Annotated in this window: 21 protein-coding genes; 11 read left to right on the forward strand and 10 right to left on the reverse strand. The window is 74.3% G+C overall.

All coding sequences use genetic code 11. The annotated features are described in order from the left end of the window. Nucleotides 1-246 precede the first annotated feature (246 nt). The 4 genes from QC029_RS03610 to QC029_RS03625 form a co-directional block, all read right to left on the reverse strand. Nucleotides 247-780, reverse strand: a complete 534-nt coding sequence (locus QC029_RS03610; RefSeq protein ID WP_279553857.1) for a hypothetical protein — start codon at nucleotides 778-780, stop codon at nucleotides 247-249. 33 nt (nucleotides 781-813) lie between these two features. Continuing rightward, entirely contained in the window at nucleotides 814-939 is a 126-nt protein-coding gene (locus QC029_RS03615) for a hypothetical protein (protein ID WP_279553858.1), read from the reverse strand. After that, nucleotides 926-1,360: a transposase gene (locus QC029_RS03620; protein ID WP_279553859.1), complete on the reverse strand. Its 435-nt coding sequence runs from the start codon at nucleotides 1,358-1,360 to the stop codon at nucleotides 926-928. Before QC029_RS03620 ends, QC029_RS03615 begins: the two co-directional genes overlap by 14 nt. A gap of 322 nt (nucleotides 1,361-1,682) precedes the next feature. Next, on the reverse strand, nucleotides 1,683-3,197 hold the full coding sequence (locus tag QC029_RS03625; protein ID WP_279553860.1) for a glycine hydroxymethyltransferase: 1,515 nt from the start codon (nucleotides 3,195-3,197) through the stop codon (nucleotides 1,683-1,685). A 222-nt stretch (nucleotides 3,198-3,419) separates the two neighbouring features. Here QC029_RS03625 and QC029_RS03630 point away from each other — a divergent pair, with 222 nt between their 5' ends. Next, nucleotides 3,420-3,635 (forward strand): dodecin, encoded by a 216-nt coding sequence (locus tag QC029_RS03630; RefSeq protein WP_279553861.1) that lies wholly within the window; start codon nucleotides 3,420-3,422, stop codon nucleotides 3,633-3,635. 162 nt (nucleotides 3,636-3,797) lie between these two features. Further along, entirely contained in the window at nucleotides 3,798-4,181 is a 384-nt protein-coding gene (locus QC029_RS03635; protein WP_279553862.1) for a GNAT family N-acetyltransferase, read from the forward strand. An 82-nt stretch (nucleotides 4,182-4,263) separates the two neighbouring features. On the opposite strand, the gene QC029_RS03640 is transcribed toward QC029_RS03635, so the two are convergent. Next, nucleotides 4,264-4,524, reverse strand: a complete 261-nt coding sequence (locus QC029_RS03640; RefSeq protein ID WP_279553863.1) for a hypothetical protein — start codon at nucleotides 4,522-4,524, stop codon at nucleotides 4,264-4,266. 173 nt (nucleotides 4,525-4,697) lie between these two features. Next, nucleotides 4,698-6,026: a glycoside hydrolase family 16 protein gene (locus QC029_RS03645; RefSeq protein ID WP_279553864.1), complete on the reverse strand. Its 1,329-nt coding sequence runs from the start codon at nucleotides 6,024-6,026 to the stop codon at nucleotides 4,698-4,700. Nucleotides 6,027-6,565: 539 nt separating this feature from the next. On the opposite strand from QC029_RS03645, the gene QC029_RS03650 reads away from it, so the two are divergent. The 7 genes from QC029_RS03650 (at nucleotide 6,566) to QC029_RS03680 (ending at nucleotide 15,263) form a co-directional block, all read left to right on the forward strand. Then, complete coding sequence (locus tag QC029_RS03650; protein ID WP_279553865.1) at nucleotides 6,566-7,573, forward strand: LacI family DNA-binding transcriptional regulator; 1,008 nt, start codon at nucleotides 6,566-6,568, stop codon at nucleotides 7,571-7,573. Nucleotides 7,574-7,742: 169 nt separating this feature from the next. Continuing rightward, a complete protein-coding gene (locus QC029_RS03655; protein ID WP_279553866.1) occupies nucleotides 7,743-9,419 on the forward strand; it encodes an ABC transporter substrate-binding protein in 1,677 nt (558 codons plus the stop codon). 207 nt (nucleotides 9,420-9,626) lie between these two features. Continuing rightward, complete coding sequence (locus QC029_RS03660) at nucleotides 9,627-10,757, forward strand: ABC transporter ATP-binding protein (RefSeq protein WP_279553867.1); 1,131 nt, start codon at nucleotides 9,627-9,629, stop codon at nucleotides 10,755-10,757. After that, complete coding sequence (locus QC029_RS03665) at nucleotides 10,754-11,734, forward strand: ABC transporter permease (protein WP_279553868.1); 981 nt, start codon at nucleotides 10,754-10,756, stop codon at nucleotides 11,732-11,734. Before QC029_RS03660 ends, QC029_RS03665 begins: the two co-directional genes overlap by 4 nt. Nucleotides 11,735-11,737: 3 nt before the next feature. Continuing rightward, nucleotides 11,738-12,772 (forward strand): ABC transporter permease, encoded by a 1,035-nt coding sequence (locus tag QC029_RS03670; protein ID WP_279553869.1) that lies wholly within the window; start codon nucleotides 11,738-11,740, stop codon nucleotides 12,770-12,772. Further along, complete coding sequence (locus tag QC029_RS03675; RefSeq protein WP_279553870.1) at nucleotides 12,769-13,836, forward strand: ABC transporter ATP-binding protein; 1,068 nt, start codon at nucleotides 12,769-12,771, stop codon at nucleotides 13,834-13,836. Before QC029_RS03670 ends, QC029_RS03675 begins: the two co-directional genes overlap by 4 nt. Nucleotides 13,837-13,850: 14 nt before the next feature. Further along, nucleotides 13,851-15,263, forward strand: coding sequence for a GH1 family beta-glucosidase (locus tag QC029_RS03680; RefSeq protein ID WP_279553965.1), 1,413 nt, complete (start codon nucleotides 13,851-13,853; stop codon nucleotides 15,261-15,263). On the opposite strand, the gene QC029_RS03685 is transcribed toward QC029_RS03680, so the two are convergent. Together QC029_RS03685 and QC029_RS03690 are read right to left on the reverse strand one after the other, a co-directional pair. Further along, nucleotides 15,245-16,210, reverse strand: coding sequence for a 1-acyl-sn-glycerol-3-phosphate acyltransferase (locus tag QC029_RS03685; protein WP_279553871.1), 966 nt, complete (start codon nucleotides 16,208-16,210; stop codon nucleotides 15,245-15,247). The two genes, QC029_RS03680 and QC029_RS03685, sit on opposite strands and share 19 nt — an antisense overlap. Before the next feature lie 30 nt (nucleotides 16,211-16,240). Next, complete coding sequence (locus tag QC029_RS03690; RefSeq protein ID WP_279553872.1) at nucleotides 16,241-17,056, reverse strand: GNAT family N-acetyltransferase; 816 nt, start codon at nucleotides 17,054-17,056, stop codon at nucleotides 16,241-16,243. A gap of 283 nt (nucleotides 17,057-17,339) precedes the next feature. On the opposite strand from QC029_RS03690, the gene QC029_RS03695 reads away from it, so the two are divergent. Continuing rightward, a complete protein-coding gene (locus QC029_RS03695; protein WP_279553873.1) occupies nucleotides 17,340-18,365 on the forward strand; it encodes a DUF3048 domain-containing protein in 1,026 nt (341 codons plus the stop codon). Between the two features lie 101 nt (nucleotides 18,366-18,466). On the opposite strand, the gene QC029_RS03700 is transcribed toward QC029_RS03695, so the two are convergent. After that, a complete protein-coding gene (locus tag QC029_RS03700) occupies nucleotides 18,467-19,276 on the reverse strand; it encodes a PaaX family transcriptional regulator C-terminal domain-containing protein (protein WP_279553874.1) in 810 nt (269 codons plus the stop codon). Between the two features lie 114 nt (nucleotides 19,277-19,390). Here QC029_RS03700 and QC029_RS03705 point away from each other — a divergent pair, with 114 nt between their 5' ends. Beyond that, on the forward strand, nucleotides 19,391-21,055 hold the full coding sequence (locus QC029_RS03705; RefSeq protein ID WP_279553875.1) for an acyl-CoA dehydrogenase family protein: 1,665 nt from the start codon (nucleotides 19,391-19,393) through the stop codon (nucleotides 21,053-21,055). Nucleotides 21,056-21,082: 27 nt separating this feature from the next. Here QC029_RS03705 and QC029_RS03710 read toward each other — a convergent pair whose 3' ends face one another. Next, nucleotides 21,083-21,910 carry an endo alpha-1,4 polygalactosaminidase gene (locus QC029_RS03710; protein WP_279553876.1) on the reverse strand — a complete coding sequence of 276 codons (828 nt, stop codon included), beginning with the start codon at nucleotides 21,908-21,910 and terminating at the stop codon, nucleotides 21,083-21,085. Nucleotides 21,911-22,055: the final 145 nt, after the last annotated feature.

Raw genomic sequence — 22,055 nt, forward strand, 5'->3', positions numbered from 1 at the left:
CCCGCTCCGGGTCCGACCGGAGCGGGCCGGACCGGTCGGGCCGATCGGCCGGCCAGGCGGCCCGATCCCCGAGCCCCGGCGGGTACCGGGCCCCGGAGGGTGCGCCGGCCGCGGCGGCGGCCGTCCACCGGCGCCGGCCCGGGAAGGAACGCCGAAGGCGCCACCGGCGTTCGGTGGCGCCTTCCGCGTCGTCGGGCAGGGGCCGGGTCTACCTCTTCCCGACCCGGGCGAGGACCGCCGTGACGATCACACCTGCTGCCAGCCCCGAGAGGATCCAGGGAAGGCTCGGGCGCCGGTCGTTGAGGTGGTACCGATGTAGGCGAGGACCACCACGTGGAGAAGGACGACGATCCCCCAGTACTGCCTTTTCAGCATCAGCCTTCCCTTCGGCCACCTGAACTTCGGTTTGCGGCGCGCGTTCGTGCAGCGCGCCTTCCACAGCGGCGTGTACCGCTTGTATCCCGGTCCGTGGACCGCACCGTAGAAGCTGACGGTCATCGCGAACCGCTCCTCGTAACCGCAGGTGAGGATCTTGAAGGCACAGACCTGCGCCATACCCGACGCGCCCCACTGGTGGTACGTCCTGGAACGGGCGTTGCGAGCGGCATCCGTGGGCGTTGCAGCTCCCACCGGGCACGGGTCGGCGCTGAGGAACCGTCCCGTGGCGGGCGAGTGGGGACGGACCGCGCAGGTCCGCACGACCGTGCGGGGCCAGACGCTCTCCACCGCGTCGGGCGGGCCCTCCGGGCCGTCGCGGACGAACAGGAGGACATCGTCCACGCCTCGGTTCCTGGTCTCGATGAGGAGATGCGGTCAGTGTCCGGCGCCTTCGCCGCCGTCGCCGGCCCGCAGCCCGAGGATCTCCCACCGGGCCTCGATCGTGACCGCCGGGGCCACGCGGATCGGCCGGTTGGCCACCGCGCCGTCACGGATCTCCACATGGACGGCGTCGGTGGAGACCACCGGGCAGGCCGGATCGGAGAGGCCGGTTCCGCCGCTCGGCCGTGCCGTCCGTGGCCTTGCCGGTGATCGTGGGGATCGTCTGGCGGGAGACATCGGCCCCGCAGACCTCGGCGAGGTGGGCCCGGACCTCGCCGGTCGCCAGGCCCTTCGCGGACGGGGGGGGGACCACTGCCTCGTCCACACCGGACGGGCGCTTCCGCCGCTTGCGCACGACCTTCGCTTCGAAGATGCCCTCCCGGTCGCGGGGCACGACCGTCTCCACCGGACCGGCCCCGGTCGGCACGGTCGTCTCGCCGCGCTTCCCGTTGCGGGAATCGCCGCCGTTCCTCCCGGCCGCGTCGTGCTTGTCACAGCCGAGGCGGTCGGTGATCTCGCCCTTCAGCGGGGACTCCGGCAACCGCCTGGCCCGCTGCTGGGGGTCTCCCCCGTGGGGACGGTCCGCCCTCGCCCGTCGGTTGTCGAGGCCTTCAGGGGTTCACGACCGTGCTCGCCCTGCGGGCGGCCGGGCGCACCGGACCGGGTCGGTGTTCGCACCGCGGGTGCGCCACCCGTTCTTCCGTGGTGGCCGGGACTCGCCGTGGTGAGCGGCGCGGGCGGCTGGAGGCGCCATGCGTGGCCGGCCGTCTTCCGCCTTCCACGACGCGCCGGGCCGCGCCGGGCGAGGCCACCGGCCGGGCCCGCTCCGGGTCCGACCGGAGCGGGCCGGAGCGGCCGGGCGGTCAGGCCAGCTCGATGCCCGGGTACAGCGGGTGCCCGGCCAGCAGGTCGGCGGCGCGCCCGGCGACGGCCTCGGCGACCTTGGGCTCTAGGAGGTACTGGGCCCTGGAGGGGGCTCCGGCCGCGGTGGTGCCCGGCTCGGCGGCGGTGAGGACGGTGTGGATCAGGTCGGCGACCTCGTCCATCTCCGCCTCCCCCAGCCCGCGCGTGGTGAGGGCCGGGGTGCCGATGCGGATGCCGGAGGTGTACCAGGCGCCGTTGGGGTCGCGCGGCACGGCGTTGCGGTTGGTGACGATCCCCGAGTCCAGCAGCGCGTCCTCGGCCTGGCGTCCGGTGAGGCCGTAGCCGGAGACGTCCACCAGGGCCAGGTGGTTGTCGGTGCCGCCGGTGACGAGGGTGGCGCCGCGGCGCATCAGGCCCTCGGCGAGCGCGGCGGCGTTGTCCACCACCTGCCGCGCGTAGTCGCGGAAGGCGGGCTGCCGGGCCTCGGCCAGCGCCACGGCCTTGGCGGCCATGACGTGGGGCAGCGGACCGCCGAGCACCATGGGGCAGCCGCGGTCCACGTGCTCGGCCAGCGCCTCGTCGCACAGCACCATGCCGCCGCGCGGGCCGCGCAGGGACTTGTGGGTGGTGGTGGTGACGATGTTGGCGTGCGGCACCGGGTCGAAGTCGCCGGTGAACACCTTGCCCGCGACCAGTCCGGCGAAGTGGGCCATGTCGACCATCAGGGTGGCGCCGACCTCGTCGGCGATCTCCCGCATGATCCGGAAGTTCACCTTCCGGGGATAGGCGGAGTAGCCGGCGATCAGGATGAGCGGACGGAACTCGCGGGCGGCCGCCCGCACCGCGTCGTAGTCCAGCAGGCCCGTCTCCGGGTCGGTGCCGTAACTGCGCTGCTCGAACATCTTGCCGGAGATGTTCGGCCGGAAGCCGTGGGTGAGGTGGCCGCCGGCGTCCAGGGACATGCCCAGCATCCGCTGGTCGCCCAGCTCGCGCCGGAGGGCCGCCCAGTCCTCCTCCGACAGGTCGTTGACGTGCCTGGCACCGGCGCGCTCCAGCGCGGGGCTCTCCACGCGCTGGGCGAGGACGGACCAGAAGGCGACGAGGTTGGCGTCGATGCCCGAGTGCGGCTGCACGTAGGCGTGGTCGGCGCCGAACAGCTCGCGGGCGTGCTCGGCGGCCAGCGCCTCGACGGTGTCGACGTTGCGGCAGCCGGCGTAGAAACGGCGGCCGACGGTGCCCTCGGCGTACTTGTCGCTGAGCCAGTTGCCCATGGCCAGCAGCACGGCCGGGGAGGCGTAGTTCTCGCTGGCGATCAGCTTGAGGGAGGCGCGCTGGTCGGTGACCTCGGCGCCGATGGCGTCGGCGACGCGCGGCTCGACGGCGCGGATCACGTCCAGGGCGCTGTTGAAGGCGGTGGACGCGGCGGGCGCGGTGTCTTCTGTGTTCTCGGGGTTCCCGGTGTTCCTGGCGTTCTCGGTGTTTCCGGTGTTGCGCGGGGTGGGTGTGGTGGCCATGGGCCCCTCCTTGACGTCCTCGACGACGGTGCGGGTGGCCCAGGCGCGCGGCTCTTCGGCGTACCGGAAGCGGTCACCCGGTGCGCGGGCCGCTCCCCGATGGTCGATCCCATCCCTACGCGCCAGTCACGGCCCGGTCGCGAGCCTAGCACTCGCGGGCCGCCCGGCCCTGGGGCACCGTGGAGACGAGAACCGATGGCCCCACCCTTCGCAGGAGGCACCATGAGCAGCCACACCTACCGGGTGACCGAGATCGTCGGCACCTCGCACGAGGGCGTCGACCAGGCGATCCGCAACGCGCTCGCCCGGGCCTCGGAGACCCTGCGGCACCTGGACTGGTTCGAGGTGACGCAGGTCCGCGGCAACATCTCGGACGGCGAGGTCGAGCACTACCAGGTCGGGCTGAAGATCGGGTTCCGCCTGGAGGGCGGGGAGTAGGGCCTCCCGGCGCGCGTCCGCCGGAGCGCCCCTCCTGACCGGTTCACCCGTCCCGCCGGGGGGCGGGAGGGATAGGAACGCCGCCGTGTGGCACTCGGACGCCCGGAAGAATGCCCTGTATCCCCTTTTCGGGCGATTCGGTCACTCCGGGAGGAACGCAGCATGCCCACGGCAGCCACCAACAGCCAGGTCACGATCACCGACGCCCCGGCCCACAGCCGGTTCGAGGCCCGGATCGGCGCGACCCTCACCGGTTTCGCCGACTACGTCCGCGACGACGGTCTGATGACCTATCCGCGGGTGGTGGTGTCCCGGCCCTTCCTCGGCCGGGGCATCGGCGACCGGCTGGTGCGGTCCGCGCTGGACGACGCGCGGGGGCGCGGCCTGCGGGTCCGGCCGGCCTGCGCCTTCGTCGAGCAGTGGCTCGCCATGCACCCCGAGTACCGGGATCTCGTGGCGGAGGAGGCCGGGGACGGCGGCCCCGGGTCCGGCTCCGACTCCGGTCCCGGCTCCGACTCCGGCGGTGCGGGGCCGGCGGGCGGATAACGCGCCGAGCCTCCGGGACGGCCGGCCGGGCCGGGGGCACGGCTCTGCGGCGCCGGGGCGCGTCACCGCCGCGTACGCGCCGCTACCTTCCGCGAGCTCTCCTCCTCTGCAGCGCCAGCCGCCGCTTGCGCAGCTCGGCCTGGCGCCGCCGGCTCGCGGCGCGGGTCCTGGCCCGCTCCCGCGCCTCGGGGTCCTCGGGCCTGGTGTGGCGCGTCTTCAGCAGCCCCCAGGCCAGGATCACGACGACGAGCAGCCCGAACACGCCGAGGGCGCCGGCAGCCGCCGGGGAGAGGTCCTGGAAGTCGATGTCCCCGTACCTGACGTAGTCCCGGCTGTGGTACATCGTCCCCTCCGCACGCCTCTGCCCGTACAGGAAGCCCACACCCTACGCGCCCGCCCCGCCCCCGTCCGGATCGGTGCCCCGGGGCGGGCGACCGGAGGTGGGGGCGGGGCGGCGGGGAGGTGGCCGGGGCCCTGAGGTCAGGGGCCCGGATCAGCGCCCGGACGAGGGCCGGCTCACGGCGTGTTCCACTTCTGGTTGGCGGTGCCCGAGCAGGTCCAGATCTGCGTCCTGGCGCCGTTGGCGGAGCTGTTGTCCTTCACGTCCAGGCACTTGTCGGCGTTGGGGTTGACGATGTCCCGGGCCCCGGTGACGACCCACTGCTGGGCCGCCGTGCCGTTGCAGTCCCAGATCTGGACGGGCGTGCCGTCCGCCCTTCCCGCGCCGGACACGTCCAGGCACTTGCCGAGCGCCCGTATGGTGCCGTCGGCGCCGACGGTCCACTGCTGGGCGGCGTTGCCGTTGCAGTCGTGGAGCTGCACCGGGGTGCCGTTGGCGCTGTTCGCCCAGGCCACGTCGAGGCACTTGCCCGCCAGGCCGGTGATCGTGCCGGTGCGTCCGCCGCCACCGCTGTCGCCGCTGGTGACGCGTACGTAGTCGACGACGAGCCGCTGCGGGAAGACGGTGCTCGCGTCCGGCAGGCCCGGCCAGTCGCCGCCCACCGCGAGGTTGAGGATCAGGAAGAACGGCTTGTCGAACACCCACCGGTCGCCGCCCAGGTCGGCCGGGGTGCGGCGCTGGTAGACCTGGCCGTCCACCGACCAGGTGATGGAGTTCGGGGACCAGTCGACGGCGAAGGTGTGGAAGTCGTCGGCGAACGCCCGGCCGCCGGGGAGGGTGTAGCCGGCGCCGATGCCCTCGCCGCCGGAGTAGCCGGGGCCGTGCAGGGTGCCGTGCACCGTGCCGGGCTCGTAGCCGACGTTCTCCATGATGTCGATCTCGCCGCTGTTCGGCCATCCGACGCTGCCGATGTCGTGGCCGAGCATCCAGAACGCCGGCCACATGCCCTGGCCGCGCGGGAGCTTCATGCGGGCCTCGACGTGGCCGTAGGTGGTGGTGAACCTCCCGGCGGTGTTCATCCGGGCGGAGGTGTACTCGCAGCGCCCGTACCAGCACTGGTAGTTGCCCGGGTTCTCCTTGCGGGCGGTGATCACCAGATTGCCGTTGCCGTCGAGCGCGGCGTTGGCGTTGCCCGGCGTGTAGTACTGCCGCTCGTGGTTGTTGCCGCTGTTGTCGCCGGTCTCCAGCTGCCATCTGCCGCTGTTGACCGCCGATCCGGCCGGGCCGTCGAAGTTCTCCTCGAACAGCACCGCCGCCGGTGCGGCCGCCTCGGTGGCCCCGGCGGCCCCGGTGGCGCCCGTGGGGCCGGCCGCGGCCGTGCCGGTGACCGCGAGGGTCACGGCCAGCGTCAGCAGCGTCGCCGCCGACGCCCAGCGGCGGGTCCGGCGGCGCTTCGGGCGCTCCGCGCGGGGAGGCTCGTGGGGGGTGTGTGGGGTGGGGGGCATGTCCATCACATCCGTCTGTCGTCCGGAGGCTCGGCTCCGGCGGTGGGGTGCCGCTCCCCCGCGTACGGACGGTGGTGCGCACGGCCGGCGACGGCCGGGTCCCGGGTGGGGCGGGAGCGGCCGTGCGGGTGCCGCCGTGGAGGCGTGGGACCGCCTCGCGCGCGGTGGGGGCGCCACGTGGACGAAAGCGGGCGGGCAGCGCTCGGCACACTGACCGCCCGTGTTCCGGGCTTGGTTCAGGCGGTGAGTCAACTCCTGGGGAAACGAGGCCGTCAAGGGCTTGGACAAGACCAATCGACTTCAAGAAGTGAACAAGAGAGCGCTCTTGAGAGCGTTCTCAAACAGTGACTTCCAATTCTGTCGTGAAGTCTTGACGCCGTTGTCCGCTGCCGCTTGACTCCCTGCCCATGCCCGGCACCGGTCCCGGGACCGGTTCCGCCGACCCGTCGGCCGCCACCCGGTCACCGCCCGGCCCGCCGTCCGTCCACCACCGCCCCACCGCTGCCCCCCAGCCGCGCCGAGCCGTCGAAGGAGTGCCCATGCGCGTCACCATCGCCGATGTCGCCCGTGCGGCCGGGGTCAGCAAGTCGACCGTCTCCCGGGTGCTCAACGCCAAGGGCGAGGTGGACGTCCGGACCGCCGAGCGGGTGCGCGAGGTGATCGGCCGGCTGGGCTACGTGCCCAGCTCGCGCGCCGTCGGACTGGCCCGGGGGCGCAGCCGCACCGTCGGCATGCTCGCCCCCTCCCTCACCTGGCCCTGGGTGGCCGAACTCATCCAGGGCGCGGTGGACGCCGTCGAGGCCGCCGGGTACGGGCTGCTGCTGTTCACCTGCAGCCGCGGCACGGAGTCGATGGCGCAGTTCACCGAGCAGGTCTCGGCGAACGCGTTCGACGGGTTGCTGGTGGTGGAGCCGGAGAGCGAGATCGGCGCCGTCGCCGCGATGCACCGCGCGGGCCTGCCGGTCGTGCTGATCGACGACCGCGCCCGCCACCCGGACTTCCCCTCCGTCGCCACCACCAACGCCCTCGGCGGGGAGCAGGCGGCACGCCAGCTGCTCGCCCTGGGGCGCCGGGAGCCGCTGGTGGTCACCGGCCCGCGGCGGTTCGGCTGCGTGCGCGAGCGGCTGGACGGCTTCGTCCGCACCCTGGACGGGCACGGCGTCGGCCACGACCCCCGCCGCACCCTGGAGGGCGACTTCGGCGAGCGCTCCGGGGAGGAGGCCGTGGAGAAGCTGCTGGCCGACGGCGCCGCCGTGGACGCCGTCTTCGCCCACAACGACCTGAGCGCGATGGGCGCCCTGCGAGCCCTGCGCGCCGCCGGACGGCGGGTGCCCGACGACGTCGCCGTGATCGGCTTCGACGGCATCCCGCTGTCCGCGTACACCGATCCCCCGCTGACCACCGTCCGCCAGCCCCTGCGGGCCATGGGCGAAGCGGCCGCGGCCCTGCTGCTGGCCCGGGTCGGCGGCGATCCCCCGGACGGCGACCGCGTCGTCCTGCCCACCGAGCTGGTGGTCCGGGCGTCGGCCCCCGGCCCCACCCCCTAGAGCCCCGCCCCCCACCCCATCGCACCGCACTCCGCACCCCAACGCCGCGAAACCCTTCTGAGAGCGCTCTCATAAGCGGCGTCCCACCACTGTGAGAGCGCTCTCAGAACCATCGGCGATCGCGCCCTCACTCACCGCGATCGAACAGGAAGACCCAGGAGGAGACACCATGAGAGTCCGAGCCCGCACCAGAACCGCCGTCGCGGTGGCCCTGAGCGCCACCGTCCTGCTCGCCGGCTGCACCGCGGGCGCCCCCGGCGCGGGCGGCCCCTCGGCCAAGGGCGACAAGGGCGTGCTCACCGTCGGCATGCCCAACGGTCCGCAGACCAACAACAGCAACCCGTTCCTGGGCACCTCCGCGGGCGCCTCCCTGGGTTACCGCCACATGATCTACGAGCCGCTGGTGATGGTGAACGGCGTCCGCCCGGCCGACAAGGGCACGCCCTGGCTGGCCAGCGAGTGGAAGTGGTCGGACAACTACCGCAAGCTCACCCTGACCGTGCAGTCCGGGCCCACCTGGTCCGACGGGAAGAAGTTCAGCGCGGAGGACGTGGAGTTCACCTTCCGGCTGATCAAGGGGAACGGGGCGCTCAACATCAACGCCATCCCCTACGACGGCATCAGCCGCAAGGGCGACACCGTCGAACTGACCTTCCCCGAGCCGCAGTTCGTCAACCAGAGCAAGATCCTGACCACCTTCATCGTGCCCAAGCACATCTGGTCGAAGGTGAAGGACCCCGAGACCTGGCCCAACAAGGAACCGGTGGGCACCGGTCCGTACACGCTCAAGACCTTCACCCCGCAGACCATCACCCTCACCGCCCGCGACACCTACTGGCAGGAGAAGCCGAAGGTCGAGGAGCTGCGGTACACCTCCTACAACGACAACAACGCGCAGACCACGGCCCTGGCCAACGGCACCTGCGAGTGGTCCTTCGTCTTCACCCCGGACTACAAGAAGATCTACGTCTCCAAGGACCCCGAGCACAACAAGCTCTGGTTCCCCTCCGGACTCGGTGTCCACGGCCTGTGGTTCAACACCGCGAAGAAGCCCTTCGACGACCCGGCGCTGCGCCGCGCCATCAACCACGTGGTCGACCGCGAGGCCATCCACGTCCGGGCGCAGGCCACGCTCTACCCGAAGATCGAGAGCGTGACGGGCCTGCCGCTGCCGGCCGGTGAGCCCTTCCTCGCGCCCGAGTACAAGGACGCGAAGCAGACGGTGGACGTCGAGGCCGCCAAGAAGGAGCTGAAGGAGGCCGGCTACACCCTGGCGGGCGGCGTCCTGAAGGACCCCTCGGGCAAGCCGGTGACGATGACGCTCACCGACCCGGCCGGGTGGTCGGACTACCTCACCGGCCTGTCGATCATCAAGGACAACGTCAAGCAGATCGGCATCGAGGCCAAGGTCAGGACCCAGACGGTCGACGCCTGGACGACCGCGATGAACAAGGGCGACTTCGACGCCAGCCTGCACTGGACCAACAGCGGCGCCACCCCGTACGACATGTACCAGCACGTCATGGACGGCGAGCTGTACCAGCCGCTGGGCAAGGCGTCCCCCGGCGGCAACTTCGGCCGCTTCCGCAACGAGAAGGCCACCAAGGCGCTCAAGGAGTACGCCAACGCGAGCGACGAGAGCGTCCGCACCGAGGCGCTGAACGAGCTCCAGCGGATCATGGTCGAGGAAGTGCCGCTCATCGCCACCGCCGCCGCTCCCATCGGCGCCGAGTACACCACCCGCAACTGGGTCGGCTGGCCGACCGAGTCCGACCCGTACGCGCCGCCGCAGCCCACCCAGCCCAACTCCCTGGACGTCGTCCTGCACCTGCGCCCCGCCTCCTGACGGGAGGCCGACCGGCCGTCCGCCCCGCCGCGCATCCGATCCCATCCCCGCACGGCGGCGGGGCGGACCCCCGCCCCGGCGTCCCGCCGGGCGCCGCGGGCACGACACGGGCGGCGCGCCGCAGACAGCGCGCCGCGGGCAACACGCCACAGGCAGCACGCCGCAGGCAGCACGACAGCCACGACGACAGGGACCACAGGAAGAGCCATGTCCGAAGAACGCTCCGAAGAACACACGGCACCACCACCCGGCCCCGGCGAGCGCGTGGTGCTGGAGGCCCGGGGGGTGAGCAAGCACTTCCCCGTGCGGCGCGGCGCCCGCGCGCTGCTGGGCGGGCCGCGCCGGGCCGTCCACGCCGTGGACGACGTCTCGCTGCGGCTGCGCCGCGGCTCGGTGACCGCGCTGGTGGGCGAGTCCGGCTCCGGGAAGTCGACCGTCGCCCGGCTGCTCGCCCAGCTCTACCCGGTGACCGCCGGGGAGATCCTGCTGGACGGCGAGCCCGCACGGGCCGGACGGGGGCGGGCGTTCCGCGCGTACTGCCGGCACGTCCAGCTGATCTTCCAGGACCCGTTCGCCTCGCTCAACCCGGTGCACACCATCCGCTACCACCTGACCCGCGCGCTGCGCATCCACGGCCGGGCCGGGAGCGGTGCGGCGGAGCTGGAGAAGGCGCTGGCCGCGCTGCTGGAGCGCGTGCAGCTCACCCCGGCCTCCCGCTATCTGGACGCCTTCCCGCACGAGCTGTCCGGCGGGCAGCGCCAGCGGGTGGCCATCGCCCGCGCCATGGCCGCCGACCCCCGGGTGCTGCTGGCCGACGAGCCGGTGTCGATGCTGGACGTCTCCATCCGCCTCGGCGTGCTCAACCTGCTGCGCGACCTCAAGGAGCGGCTGGACCTGGCGATCCTCTACATCACCCACGACATCGCCTCCGCCCGCTACTTCGCGGACGAGACGCTGGTGATGTACGCGGGCCGGATGGTCGAGGGCGGCGACAGCGAGACCGTCACCCAGCGCCCGGCCCACCCCTACACCCGGCTGCTGCTGGCCTCCGCCCCCGACCCGGACCGGGTCACCGGGGACGGCACGGACGGGGACGGCGGGGACGAGCCGGCGGAGGAGGCCGACCCGTCGGCCGGCGAGCCGCCCAGCCTGATCTCGCCGCCCGAGGGCTGCCGCTTCCACCCGCGCTGCCCGCTGGCGATGGAGCGCTGCCGCACCCGGACGCCACCGCGCTTCGAGCTCGACGGCGGCCAGTGGGCGGCCTGTTGGCTGTACGACACCTCCGAGGGCGTGCCGGCCGCCGGCGCCTCCGGAGCCGGGCGGGGGGCCGCCTCGTGAAGTTCGTCCTCCAGCGCCTGGCGTTCTACCTGCTCACCGCGTGGGCGGCCATCACCATCAACTTCCTCATCCCCCGGCTGATGCCCGGCGATCCGGTGCAGTCGCTGCTCGCCCGCTACCAGGGCCAGCTCTCCAGCAAGTCCATCGCCTCCCTCGAGGCCCTCTTCGGTCTGGACCGCGACCGCTCGCTGTGGCAGCAGTACCTCGACTACTGGGGCAACCTGGCCCGCGGCGACCTGGGGACGTCGTTCACCTTCTTCCCCACCCCCGTCTCGGAGGTCATCGCCCAGAGCCTGCCGTGGACCCTGGCCCTGGTCGGCACCACGACCCTGATCAGCTTCCTGCTCGGCACCGGCGTCGGCATCTTCGCCGGCTGGAAGCGGGGCTCCTGGCTGGACGGGCTGCTGCCGGTGACCACCTTCATCTCGGCCATCCCGTACTTCTGGCTGGGGCTGATCGCCATCGCGCTGTTCGCGGTGCAGTGGCCCGTCTTCCCGGCGTCCGGCGGCTACGACACCTCCCTCGTCCCCTCCTTCAGCGGGGCGTTCGTCTCCAGCGCGCTGTACCACGCGGTGCTGCCGGGCGTGACCATCGTGCTCAGCGCGGTGGCCGGCTGGATCCTGGGGATGCGGAACATGATGGTGACCGTCTCCTCCGAGGACTACGTGATGGTCGCCCAGGCCAAGGGCCTGCCGGAGCGCCGGGTGATGTTCTCCTACGCCGCCCGCAACGCGATCCTGCCGAACGTCTCCGGCTTCGCCCTCTCGCTCGGCTTCATCGTCGGCGGCACGCTGCTGGTGGAGATGGTCTTCTCCTACCCCGGCATCGGCTACGTCCTCTTCCAGGGCGTCAACGCCAAGGACTACCCGCTGATGCAGGGCGTCTTCCTGATCATCACGCTCGCCGTGCTGGCCGCGAACCTCCTCGCCGACCTGCTCTACATGATCCTCGACCCGCGCACCCGAAGGGAGGGCTGACCGATGGCCGTCCAGGCGTCCGAGAGCGCCGCCACCGTCGCCGCCGCCCCGCCCGTGGCCCGCCGCGACCGGCTGCGCTTCCTGCGCAACGGCAAGACCGCGACCGGGCTGGCGATCCTGGGCCTGTTCGTCCTGCTCGCCGTCGCCGGGGAGTGGCTGGCCCCGTACGACCCGTCCGCGATGAGCGACGACGTGCTCCAGCCGCCCTCCTGGGCACACCCGTTCGGCACCACGCAGACCGGGCAGGACATCTTCTCCCAGGTGCTGGTGGGCACCCGCGGGGTGCTCGTGGTGGGGTTCGTCGCGGGCTTCTTCGCGACCGTGCTGTCGGTGCTGGTCGGGGTGAGCTCCGGTTTCCTCTCCGGGATCGGCGACGAGGTGCTCTCCGCGTTCACCAACATCTTCCTCGTCATCCCCGGCCTTCCGCTCATCATCATCATCGCCAGCTTCCTGCCGGACTCGGGCGACGTGATCATCGCGGTGGTCATCAGCCTCACCGCGTGGGCCTGGGGCGCGCGGGTGCTGCGCGCGCAGACCCTGTCGCTGCGCGGGCGGGACTACGTCCAGGCCGCGCGGGCCACGGGCGAGTCCACCTGGCGGATCATCGTCTTCGAGATCCTGCCGAACCTGACCGCCGTCATCGCCTCCGGCTTCGTCGGAACGGTGATCTTCGCGGTGCTCTCGGAGATCACCCTCGCCTTCATCGGCGTGGCCGACATCTCCCACTGGAACTGGGGAACCATCCTGTTCTGGGCGCAGAGCAACCAGGCGCTCGGCCAGGGCGCGTGGTGGTGGTTCGTGCCCGCCGGGCTGTGCATCGCGCTGCTGGGCACGGCACTGACGCTGGTCAACTTCGGCATCGACGAGTTCGTCAACCCCCGGCTGCGCACCTCCGTCCGGGTACGGGGCGGGGCCCGCATGCGGGTCGGCTTCACCCCCGTCGCCCGTACCCCGCGCGGCGGGGCGGGAGACGCCGAAGGCCCGGACGGCACGGACGGCACGGACGGCGCGCGCAAGACCGAGGAGACCCCCGTATGAGCACATCGGCCACCTCCCCCGTGAGCACCCCGCCGCACGCCGCGACGCGGCCGCCCGTGCTGGAGATCAGCGCCCTGTCCGTCGACTACGGCGTCGGGGACGGCGCGGTGCGGGCCCTGCACGACGTGGACCTGACCCTGCGGCGCGGCGAGGTGCTGGGCCTGGCCGGCGAGTCCGGCTCGGGCAAGTCCACCCTGGCCTACGCCGTCACCCGGCTGCTCTCCCCGCCCGGGGTGATCACCGGCGGGGACGTGCGGTACCACCCGCGCGAGGGCGGGCCGGTGGACGTCCTGGCCATGACACCGCAGGAGCTGCGGGCGTTCCGCTGGCAGGAGGTCTCCATCGTCTTCCAGGGGGCGATGAACTCCCTCAACCCCGTCCACACCGTCCGCACCCAGCTCACCGACGTGCTCAGGGCCCACCGGCCGCAGATGCCGCGGGCCGAGCGCGTCGAGCGGGCGCGGGAGCTGCTGTCGCTGGTGGGGATCTCCCCCGACCGGCTGGGCGCCTATCCGCACCAGCTCTCGGGCGGCATGCGGCAGCGGGTGATGATCGCGATGGCGCTGGCCCTGGAGCCGGAGATCGTCATCATGGACGAGCCGACCACCGCGCTGGACGTGGTGATGCAGCGCCAGATCCTGCGGCAGCTGGTGCGGCTCCGCGAGGAGCTGGACTTCTCGGTCGTCTTCATCACCCACGACATCTCGCTGCTGATCGAGTTCTCCGACCGGATCGCCATCATGTACGGCGGCCGGGTCGTGGAGCAGGCCGGGGCCGCCGACATCTACCGCGACCCCCGCCACCCGTACAGCCACGGGCTGCTGCACTCCTTCCCCGCGCTGCACGGCCCGCGCCGCGAGCTGACCGGCATACCCGGCTCCCCGCCGGACCTGCGGGCCATGCCGTCCGGCTGCGCCTTCCACCCCCGCTGTCCGAAGTCCTTCGAGCCCTGCGACCGGCGCACGCCCCGGCTCACGCCCGTCACCACCACCGACACCACCACCGACACCGGCCGCAGCGTCGCCTGCTGGCTCAACGACGACCGCCGATCTGGAGAAGCATGACCGCCACCACTCCCATGTCCCCCCCGACCGCCTCCGCCCCCGCGCCCGCGCCCGCGCCGATCGCCGGGCTGCCCGCGGACTTCCGCTGGGGGGTGGCCACCTCGTCGTACCAGATCGAGGGCGCCGTGGACGAGGACGGCCGCACCCCCTCCATCTGGGACACCTTCTGCCGGGTCCCCGGCGCCGTGGCCGGCGGCGAGAACGGCGACACGGCCTGCGACCACTACCACCGGATGCCGCAGGACGTGGAGCTGATCGCCTCCCTCGGCGTGGACACCTACCGCTTCTCGCTGGCCTGGCCCCGCATCCAGCCGGGCGGGCGCGGGAAGGGCAACCCGCACGGCATCGCCTTCTACGACCGGCTCACCGACGAGCTGCTGGAGCACGGCATCACCCCGTGGGTCACCCTCTACCACTGGGACCTGCCCCAGGAGCTGGAGGACGCCGGCGGCTGGCCCGCCCGCGACACCGCGTACCGCTTCGCCGACTACGCCGAGATCGCCCACGACGCGCTCGGCGACCGCGTCCGGCACTGGACGACGCTGAACGAGCCGTGGTGCTCGGCGGTGCTCGGCTACGACCAGGGGGTGCACGCGCCGGGCCGCCGCGACTTCGGCGACTCCATGCGGGCCGTCCACCACCTGCTGCTCGGCCACGGCCTGGCCGCGCGGCGGCTGCGCGCCGCCGGGCACGCGCCCGAGGAGCTGGGCATCACCCTCAACCTGGGCACCGCCACCCCGGCCACCGACAGCGAGGCCGACCGGGCCGCCGCGCGCCGCGCCGACGGCATGGGCACCCGGCTCTACCTGGACCCGCTGGTGCACGGGCGCTATCCGCAGGACGTGGTGGAGGACCTGTCCGCCAGGGGGGTGACCCTGCCCGTGGAGGACGGCGACCTGGAGGTGATCTCCACACCGCTGGACGTGCTCGGCGTCAACTTCTACTCCGGCCACGTCTTCTCCGGCACCACCGAGGACGGCGCCGCCACGGACGAGGACGGGCTGCCGGTGACACGGGTCGTCCCGCAGGGCCGGCCGCGCACGGCGATGGACTGGGAGATCGTCCCCGAGCGCCTGACCGAGCTGCTGGTGCGGCTGGAGAAGGACTACGGGCTGCCGACGGTGATCACCGAGAACGGCGCCGCCTTCGACGACGAGCCGGCGGCCGACGGCTCGGTGCACGACGCCGACCGCACCGCCTACCTCGCCGACCACATCCGCGCGGTGGCGGCGGCCCGGAGCGCGGGCGCGGACGTGCGCGGCTACTTCGCCTGGTCCCTGATGGACAACTTCGAGTGGGCCTACGGGTACGCCAAGCGGTTCGGCCTGGTCCACGTCGACTACGGCTCCCAGCGCCGCACCGTCAAGGACAGCGGGCTATGGTACCGGGACACCATCCGCCTCACCCGTCAGGCCGCCGCGGGCTGACGTCCGGACAGGTCCCGGCCGGTTCCCGTGCCGGTGGCGGGACCGGGCGGTGGCGGGCACGGACGACCGCCCGCCACCGCCGCCGTCTCCACCGCCGCCGTCAGGGCCGCCTCCACCGCCTCCCGCGCGGCGCCGGCCAGCGCGCGGCGGTCGGGGTGGGCGCCGGGCGGCAGCGGCGGCAGTACGGTCACCTCGGCGACCAGGCCCCGGGCGGCGGCCACCCGGCGCAGCGAGGCGGCCAGCGTGTCGTCGCCGACGAAGGCGGCCCGCGCGTCCACCGTGCCGCCCGCCTCCACCGCGCCGCCCGCCGCGCCGCCCGCCGCGCCGCGCGTCCGGTAGCGGATCGCCACCGGCTGCACGGGCACCCCGGCGTCCAGCGCGGCCTGGAACACCGCCCGCCGGAACGGCCCCCGCTGCCTGCCGCACCGGGTGCTGCCCTCGGGGAAGACCACCACGGTCGAGCCCGCGCGCAGGGCCGCGGCGATCTCCCCGACCGTTCCCGGCAGGGAGCGCAGCCGCTCCCGGTCGATGAAGAGGGTGCCCCCGCGGGCGGCCAGCCGCCCCAGCACCGGATACCGTCCGACCTCCCGCTTGGCCAGCATCCGGCCGGGCACGACGGCGGCCAGCAGCGGCACGTCCAGCCAGGAGACGTGGTTGGCCACCACCAGCGCCGGGCCGGCCGCGGGCGCGCCCGTGACCCGGACCCGTACGCCCAGCGCGGCGGCGATCGCCCGGTTCCACCGCCGCACCAGCCCCTCGCGGCGGGCCGGGGCGAGGCGGCGTACGGCCGGTGACAGCGCCACACCCGTCAGCAGGACGGCGGCCAGGGCCGCCCAGCGGACCGGCCGCAGCGCCGCCCCGGCCGCCGCCGGGCCGCGGGGCAGGCAGCCGGCCACGGTGCACGGCGAGAAGGGGAACCACGGGTTCGCCCGGCCTGCGGTGTCCATCGCTCCTCCCCTCTTCCGCCGCCGGTTCCGTCAGGCCGGGAGGAGGGCGAGGAAGTGGCGCAGGTAGCGCGGGTCGGTGTCGCGCAGCGAGAGCAGCACGTACAGGTCGGCGACGCCGAACTCCGGGTCGTGGGCGGGCTCCCCGCAGACCTTGGCGCCCAGCCGCAGGTAGCCGCGCAGCAGCGGGGGCAGCGCGGTGCGGGGGGCGGCGCCCGGCGCCTGCTCCACGCCCTCGGCGCGCCAGGGCAGCCGGGGGCGCACCCGGTACGCGACGGGCGCGAGGTGCCGTTCGGCGACCGTCTCCCACACGGCGGCGGCCGTCCTCCCGCCGTCGGCCAGCGGCAGGGAGCAGCACCCGCCGAGCCAGTTGTGCCCGGTGCGCGTCAGGTAGCGGGCGATGCCCGCCCACATCAGGGAGATGACGGCGCCGCCGCGGTGGTCGGGGTGGACGCAGGAGCGGCCCGCCTCCACCAGGTCGCCGCGCAGGCCCGCCAGTCCGTCCAGCTCGAACTCCCCCTCGGCGTACAGCCCTCCGGCGGCGCGCGCCCGTTCGGGCGGCAGCAGCCGGTAGGTGCCCACCACCTCCCCGGTCGCCCGCTCCCTCACCAGGAGGTGGTCGCAGTACGCGTCGAAGGGGTCGGCGTCCAGCCCCGGCTCGGGGGTGGCGAGGCGGGCGCCCATCTCCCCGGCGAAGACCTCGTACCGCAGGCGCTGCGCGGCCCGTACGTCCGCCTCGCCGCGGGCGAGGGAGACGGTGTAGCCGGTCCCGGCGGACGCGGACGCGGGGGCGGAGGGCTGGGCGGGGACGCCGGGGAGGGCGGTGGCGGGGACGGTGGGAACGGACACGACGGGTCCTCCTCATCCGGGCGGCGAGCGGAATCGCCGGACCACCGGGCGGCGGCCTGGCTCACCCCTTTCTTCGCCGGGCTGGCTGGATTCGGCGTGACCGCTCCGGGGAGCCGGGGTGTGCGCTGTCTGAACACACGCCCCCGGCGCGTCCGGGCCGCGGACGGCGCCGTGTCACCCGTTCGGAGCAGACGGACATGAAACCGCCCATCCCGGTCAAGGGATGGGGTGAGAGGTCATCACGGGGCGCGGCGGCGGCGCCCGGCCGGAGGGACGGCGAGCGATGCGGACGACACGGACGGCGGGGACGGGGGCGGCGCGGACGGCGGGGACGGCGGGAAGCAGGCGGGGCACGGGACGGCGGACCGCGCGGGCCCGGGCGCTGGCGGCGCTGCTGGTGTCCGCCGCGCTGCTGACGGGCTGCCCGGGCGGCGGCGACGGGGAGCAGGGGAGCCGCTCCCCGTTCACCGGCGAGGAGGTCCGGGACGCCTCGGCGCCGGTGCTCGCCGTGAAGATCGACAACGTGGCGGCGGCGCGCCCCCAGTCGGGGCTGGAGCAGGCCGACATCGTGTACGTGGAGCAGGTCGAGTCGGGGCTGACCCGGCTGCTGGCCGTGTACTCCTCCGACCTGCCGCCCTCCGTCGGCCCGGTGCGCAGCGCACGGGAGTCGGACATCGAGCTGCTGCGGCAGTTCGGCGAACCGGCGCTGGCCTACTCCGGGGCGCAGTCGAAGCTGGTGCCGGTGCTGGAGGCGTCCTCCCTCCGCCTGGTGCCGCCCGGCGAGGCGCCCGGCGCCTACTCGCGCAGCGCGGAGCGCTCCGCCCCGCACAACATGTACCTGGATCCCCGGGCCGCGCTGCGCGAGGCGCCCGACGGGGTGAGCGGTGCCTCCGACATCGGCTTCCGCTTCGGCTCGGCGCCGGAGGGCGGCCGGGCCGACACCGAGGAGGCCGTCCGTTTCCCGGCCGTCCGGTACGCCTTCGTCTGGTCGGCCGAGCACGACCGCTGGCTGGTGTCCATCGACGGCGAGGAGGCGACCGCCGCCGACGGCGGCCGGCTCGGGGCCCCCACGGTCGTCCTCCAGCGCGTGGTGATCCGCGACTCCCGCTTCCAGGACCGCGGCGGCAGCGTCAGCCCGTACTCGGAGACCACCGGCTCCGGCGAGGCGACGGTGCTGCGCGGCGGCCGGGCGTACGAAGCGCGCTGGTCGCGGCCGTCGGCGGAGAGCGGCACGCAGTTCACCACGCCCGGGGGCGACCCGGTGACCTTCGCCCGGGGGCAGGTGTGGGTGGTGCTCGCCCCGCGCTGAGCCGGCGCGGGCACGGGGCGGGCACGGAACGGGCACCGCCCCCGGGGGTGACCCGCTGCCCGCCGCCCGTCGCGCCGGCTGCCCGCTGCCCGCCGCGCCGGCTACCCCGGTGCCGCGTGGCGCTGGAGGACGGCGCGGAGATCCGCCTCGAAGGCGTCGTAGCGGGCGCGCAGCGCCGCGCCCGGCCAGTCGCCGGGCAGCAGACCGGCGGGGAGCAGGGGGTCGGCGAGCAGATGGCGCAGGACGGCGGCCGAGACGGTGAAGCGCCGGGCCAGGTCCCCGGCCTCCGCGGCGGCGTCGGCGGCGGCCGTCAGGGCGCGGGCGCCGGCCGCCCAGCCGTCCAGGTCCCACAGCGCGGCGGCCAGTTCGGCCGGGTCGCCGTCGGGGGCGCCGGTCAGCAGCGTGCACTGCTCGGCGACCACGGGCGGGCGGGCCCGCAGCAGGTTGGCGGGGCGCAGCCAGGTCCCCTCGCGCAGTTCGGCCAGGCGCAGGGCGGTCATGGCCTGGCGCAGGGCGCCCCGGTCGACCGCGGCCCGGCGCTCGGCGGTGACGACGGCGATCTCCCACTCGCCCCGCCAGTCGCGGGTGCGGGGCGCGCGGCTGTCGTCCTGGCGGGCCTGGCGCTCCAGCAGGCGCGCGGTGAGGCCGTACGAGCCGTCGGCGCGCTGGGCCAGGTCCCCGGCCGCGACCATCCGCGACAGCGCCACCCGCACCGTGCCCTCCGCGATCCCGAAGAGTTCGCCGACCCGGACCAGGGCCCTGGCGGGCAGGGCGGGCGGGTGGTGGCCGAGCAGGGTGCTGAGCACGATCGAGCGGGCCGTCAGGGGCCGCAGGGCGGGTGCCCGGGTGCCGTGGGTGCCGTGGGTGCCGTGAGTGCCGTGAGTGCCGTCCGGGCCTTCTGTGCCGTTCATGAGCAGCGCAATCCTAGCCGCCTGGGCCATTACAGCTTTCCGTCACGTATGCGGGATCTGTAATGTCAGAGTACGGGCACCGCCGTCCCGCCGCCGCTCCTGCCGGAGGTCGCCGTGAGCGCCACCCATGAAGTGATCAACCAGCCCCCGCCGCTGACCGGCTTCACCACCGCCGACGACCCCGCCGTACCGGAGGCCCTGCGCCGCCACGGCGCCGGGTGGGGCGAGGCGGAGGTCCGGGAGCTGGGCGCGCTGGCCGGCACGCCCGAGGTGCAGGACTGGGCCCGGATGGCCGAGGAGACCCCGCCCCGCCTGCGCACCCACGACCGCTACGGCCACCGCGTGGACGAGGTGGAGTTCCACCCCGCCTGGCACCGCCTGATGGAGACGGCCGTCCGGCACGGGCTGCACGCGGCGCCCTGGGCCGACGACCGCCCCGGCGCGCATCTGGTGCGCGCCGCCAAGTTCTACCTGTGGTCCCAGGCCGAGGCCGGGCACGGCTGCCCGGTCTCCATGACGTACGCCGCCGTCCCCGCGCTGCGCGCCCAGCCCGAACTGGCCGCCGCCTACGAGCCGCTGCTGGCCTCCCGCTCCTACGACGCCGGGCTGCGTCCGCCGCTGGGCAAGTCCGGGCTGATCGCGGGCATGTCGATGACGGAGAAGCAGGGCGGCTCGGACGTGCGGGCCAACACCACCGAGGCCGTCCCGGCCGGCGACGGCGGCTATCTGCTCACCGGCCACAAGTGGTTCACCTCCGCGCCGATGAGCGACGTCTTCCTGGTGCTCGCGCAGGCCGAGGAGGGGCTGACCTGCTTCCTGCTGCCGCGCGTCCTGCCGGACGGCACCCGCAACGCGATGCGCCTCCAGCGTCTGAAGGACAAGCTGGGCAACCGCTCCAACGCCTCCTCCGAGGTCGAGTACGACCGGGCCGTGGCCTGGCCGGTCGGGGAGCCGGGGCGCGGGGTGCGCACCATCGTGGAGATGGTGAACATGACCCGTCTGGACTGCGTCCTGGGCACGGCCGCCGGCATGCGCGCCGGACTGCGGCAGGCCCTCCACCACACCGCCCACCGGCGGGCCTTCGGCGCCGAGCTGATCGACCAGCCGCTGATGCGCTCGGTCCTGGCCGACCTGGCCGTCGAGTCGGAGGCGGCCACCACCCTCGGGCTGCGGCTGGCGGCGGCCGTGGACGCCGCGCACGCCGGGGACGCGTCGGAGGCGGCCTTCCGCCGCCTGGCCCTGGCGGTGTCCAAGTACTGGGTGTGCAAGCGCGGCAGCGCGCACGCGGCCGAGGCGCTGGAGTGCCTGGGCGGCAACGGCTACGTCGAGGAGTCGGGCATGCCGCGCCTGTACCGCGAGGCGCCGCTGCTGTCGATCTGGGAGGGCTCGGGCAACGTGGTCGCCCTCGACGTCCTGCGCGCCCTGGCCAGGGAACCCGCCGCGCTGGACGCCGTGCTGGCCGAGGTGGACGCCGCCGCCGGCGCCGACGCCCGGCTGGACGCGGCCGCGGCCGGGGTGCGGGCCATGCTGCCGGAGCTGCGCGACCCGCGGGTCGCGCAGCTCCGCGCCCGGGTCCTCGCCGAACGGCTGGCCCTCGTCCTCCAGGGCAGTCTGCTGGTGCGCCACAGCCACCCGGCCGTCGCCGACGCGTTCTGCGCCTCCCGGCTCGGCGGGGACTGGGGGTACGCCTTCGGCACCCTCCCGGCGGGCGCGGACCTCGGCGCGATCCTGGAGCGCGCCCGCCCGAAGGACGATGTCGCCCCGGCGCCCGCGCGGTGAGCGCCCGCGCGCCGGGGGCGGGCGCGGTCAGCAGGTGCGGAGCCAGGCGTCCAGGGCGGGGCGCTTGCGGATCGAGCTCAGGCGCAGCCGGCGCGAGGTGTCGCAGAACTCCCCGGTGGACAGGGCGTACTCGGCGTGCAGGACGGCCTTGCCCCGTTCGGTGAACGGGGAGAGCCGCGCGCACTCGCCGAACTCGGCGCACTCCTCGTTGACCGCGAAGTCGAAGTCGTCCACCAGCTCCGGGATCTGGTCGAGGTCGTTCTTCAGGCCGACCGAGAGCCCCCGCCGGTGGGCGAGTTCCGCGACCGTGCGGTTGAACGCGAGCTGGTGGGCGGCGGTGAGGGGGAAGCCGGTGTCGTTGCGGTAGCCGTCGAGCAGGTCGGGCTCGACCGCGTCGAAGCCCTTCCTCGCGCACATGTCGACGCGCGCGGCCAGGATCGGGCGCAGGACGTCCAGGCGGCGGATGTCCACCCAGCGCTCGCCGGGCCAGCCGTTGCCCCGGCCCAGGACGGAGGGCGGGTAGGCGTCCCGGTCGGGGCGGAAGTCCTCCCAGGCGCCGGCGTTGAGGTAGCAGATCACCCTGCGGCCGCGGGTGTGGAGGGCGGCCACGGTCGCCGCGCCGTTCTCGAAGCCGTCGATGTCGTAGACCTCGGCGTCCACGTCCGGGTCGACGCGGCCCTGGAGCTGCCACTGCCAGGTGGTGCCGGGCTCCGGCCGCCAGCGGGCTCCGTCCGGGGGCGCCCCGCCCGGCGGGGCGGGGCCCGAGCACGCCGCCGTGAGCAGCAGCAGGAGGCAGAGCAGCGGGGCGGCGAGGCGGCGGCCCCGGGGGTCCGGGCGGAAACGGCGGCGGGTCACGGGGCGATCATCCCGCAGCCGGGCGCGGGGCACTGCGGGCACTTCGGGTACCGCGGACACTGCGGGTGCCCGGACGGAAACGGTCCGCATCCGTCGCCGACCCGCACGGCTGGACTCCCCGTCGCCTTCCTGCCAACCTCTGTGC

Origin of the sequence: Streptomyces sp. DH37 (genome assembly GCF_029813835.1) — a bacterium.
In the GTDB taxonomy this organism is placed as follows: Bacteria; Actinomycetota; Actinomycetes; order Streptomycetales; family Streptomycetaceae; genus Streptomyces.

Excerpts from the sequence above, each read along its gene's own strand:
- QC029_RS03645 (WP_279553864.1), bottom strand. The coding sequence starts at position 6,026 with ATGCCCCCCACCCCACACACCCCCCACGAGCCTCCCCGCGCGGAGCGC.
- QC029_RS03700 (WP_279553874.1), bottom strand. The coding sequence starts at position 19,276 with ATGAACGGCACAGAAGGCCCGGACGGCACTCACGGCACTCACGGCACC.
- QC029_RS03630 (WP_279553861.1), top strand. The coding sequence starts at position 3,420 with ATGAGCAGCCACACCTACCGGGTGACCGAGATCGTCGGCACCTCGCAC.
- QC029_RS03655 (WP_279553866.1), top strand. The coding sequence starts at position 7,743 with ATGAGAGTCCGAGCCCGCACCAGAACCGCCGTCGCGGTGGCCCTGAGC.
- QC029_RS03675 (WP_279553870.1), top strand. The coding sequence starts at position 12,769 with ATGAGCACATCGGCCACCTCCCCCGTGAGCACCCCGCCGCACGCCGCG.
- QC029_RS03685 (WP_279553871.1), bottom strand. The coding sequence starts at position 16,210 with ATGGACACCGCAGGCCGGGCGAACCCGTGGTTCCCCTTCTCGCCGTGC.
- QC029_RS03695 (WP_279553873.1), top strand. The coding sequence starts at position 17,340 with ATGCGGACGACACGGACGGCGGGGACGGGGGCGGCGCGGACGGCGGGG.
- QC029_RS03650 (WP_279553865.1), top strand. The coding sequence starts at position 6,566 with ATGCGCGTCACCATCGCCGATGTCGCCCGTGCGGCCGGGGTCAGCAAG.
- QC029_RS03640 (WP_279553863.1), bottom strand. The coding sequence starts at position 4,524 with ATGTACCACAGCCGGGACTACGTCAGGTACGGGGACATCGACTTCCAG.
- QC029_RS03635 (WP_279553862.1), top strand. The coding sequence starts at position 3,798 with ATGCCCACGGCAGCCACCAACAGCCAGGTCACGATCACCGACGCCCCG.
- QC029_RS03660 (WP_279553867.1), top strand. The coding sequence starts at position 9,627 with ATGTCCGAAGAACGCTCCGAAGAACACACGGCACCACCACCCGGCCCC.
- QC029_RS03670 (WP_279553869.1), top strand. The coding sequence starts at position 11,738 with ATGGCCGTCCAGGCGTCCGAGAGCGCCGCCACCGTCGCCGCCGCCCCG.
- QC029_RS03680 (WP_279553965.1), top strand. The coding sequence starts at position 13,851 with ATGTCCCCCCCGACCGCCTCCGCCCCCGCGCCCGCGCCCGCGCCGATC.
- QC029_RS03625 (WP_279553860.1), bottom strand. The coding sequence starts at position 3,197 with ATGGCCACCACACCCACCCCGCGCAACACCGGAAACACCGAGAACGCC.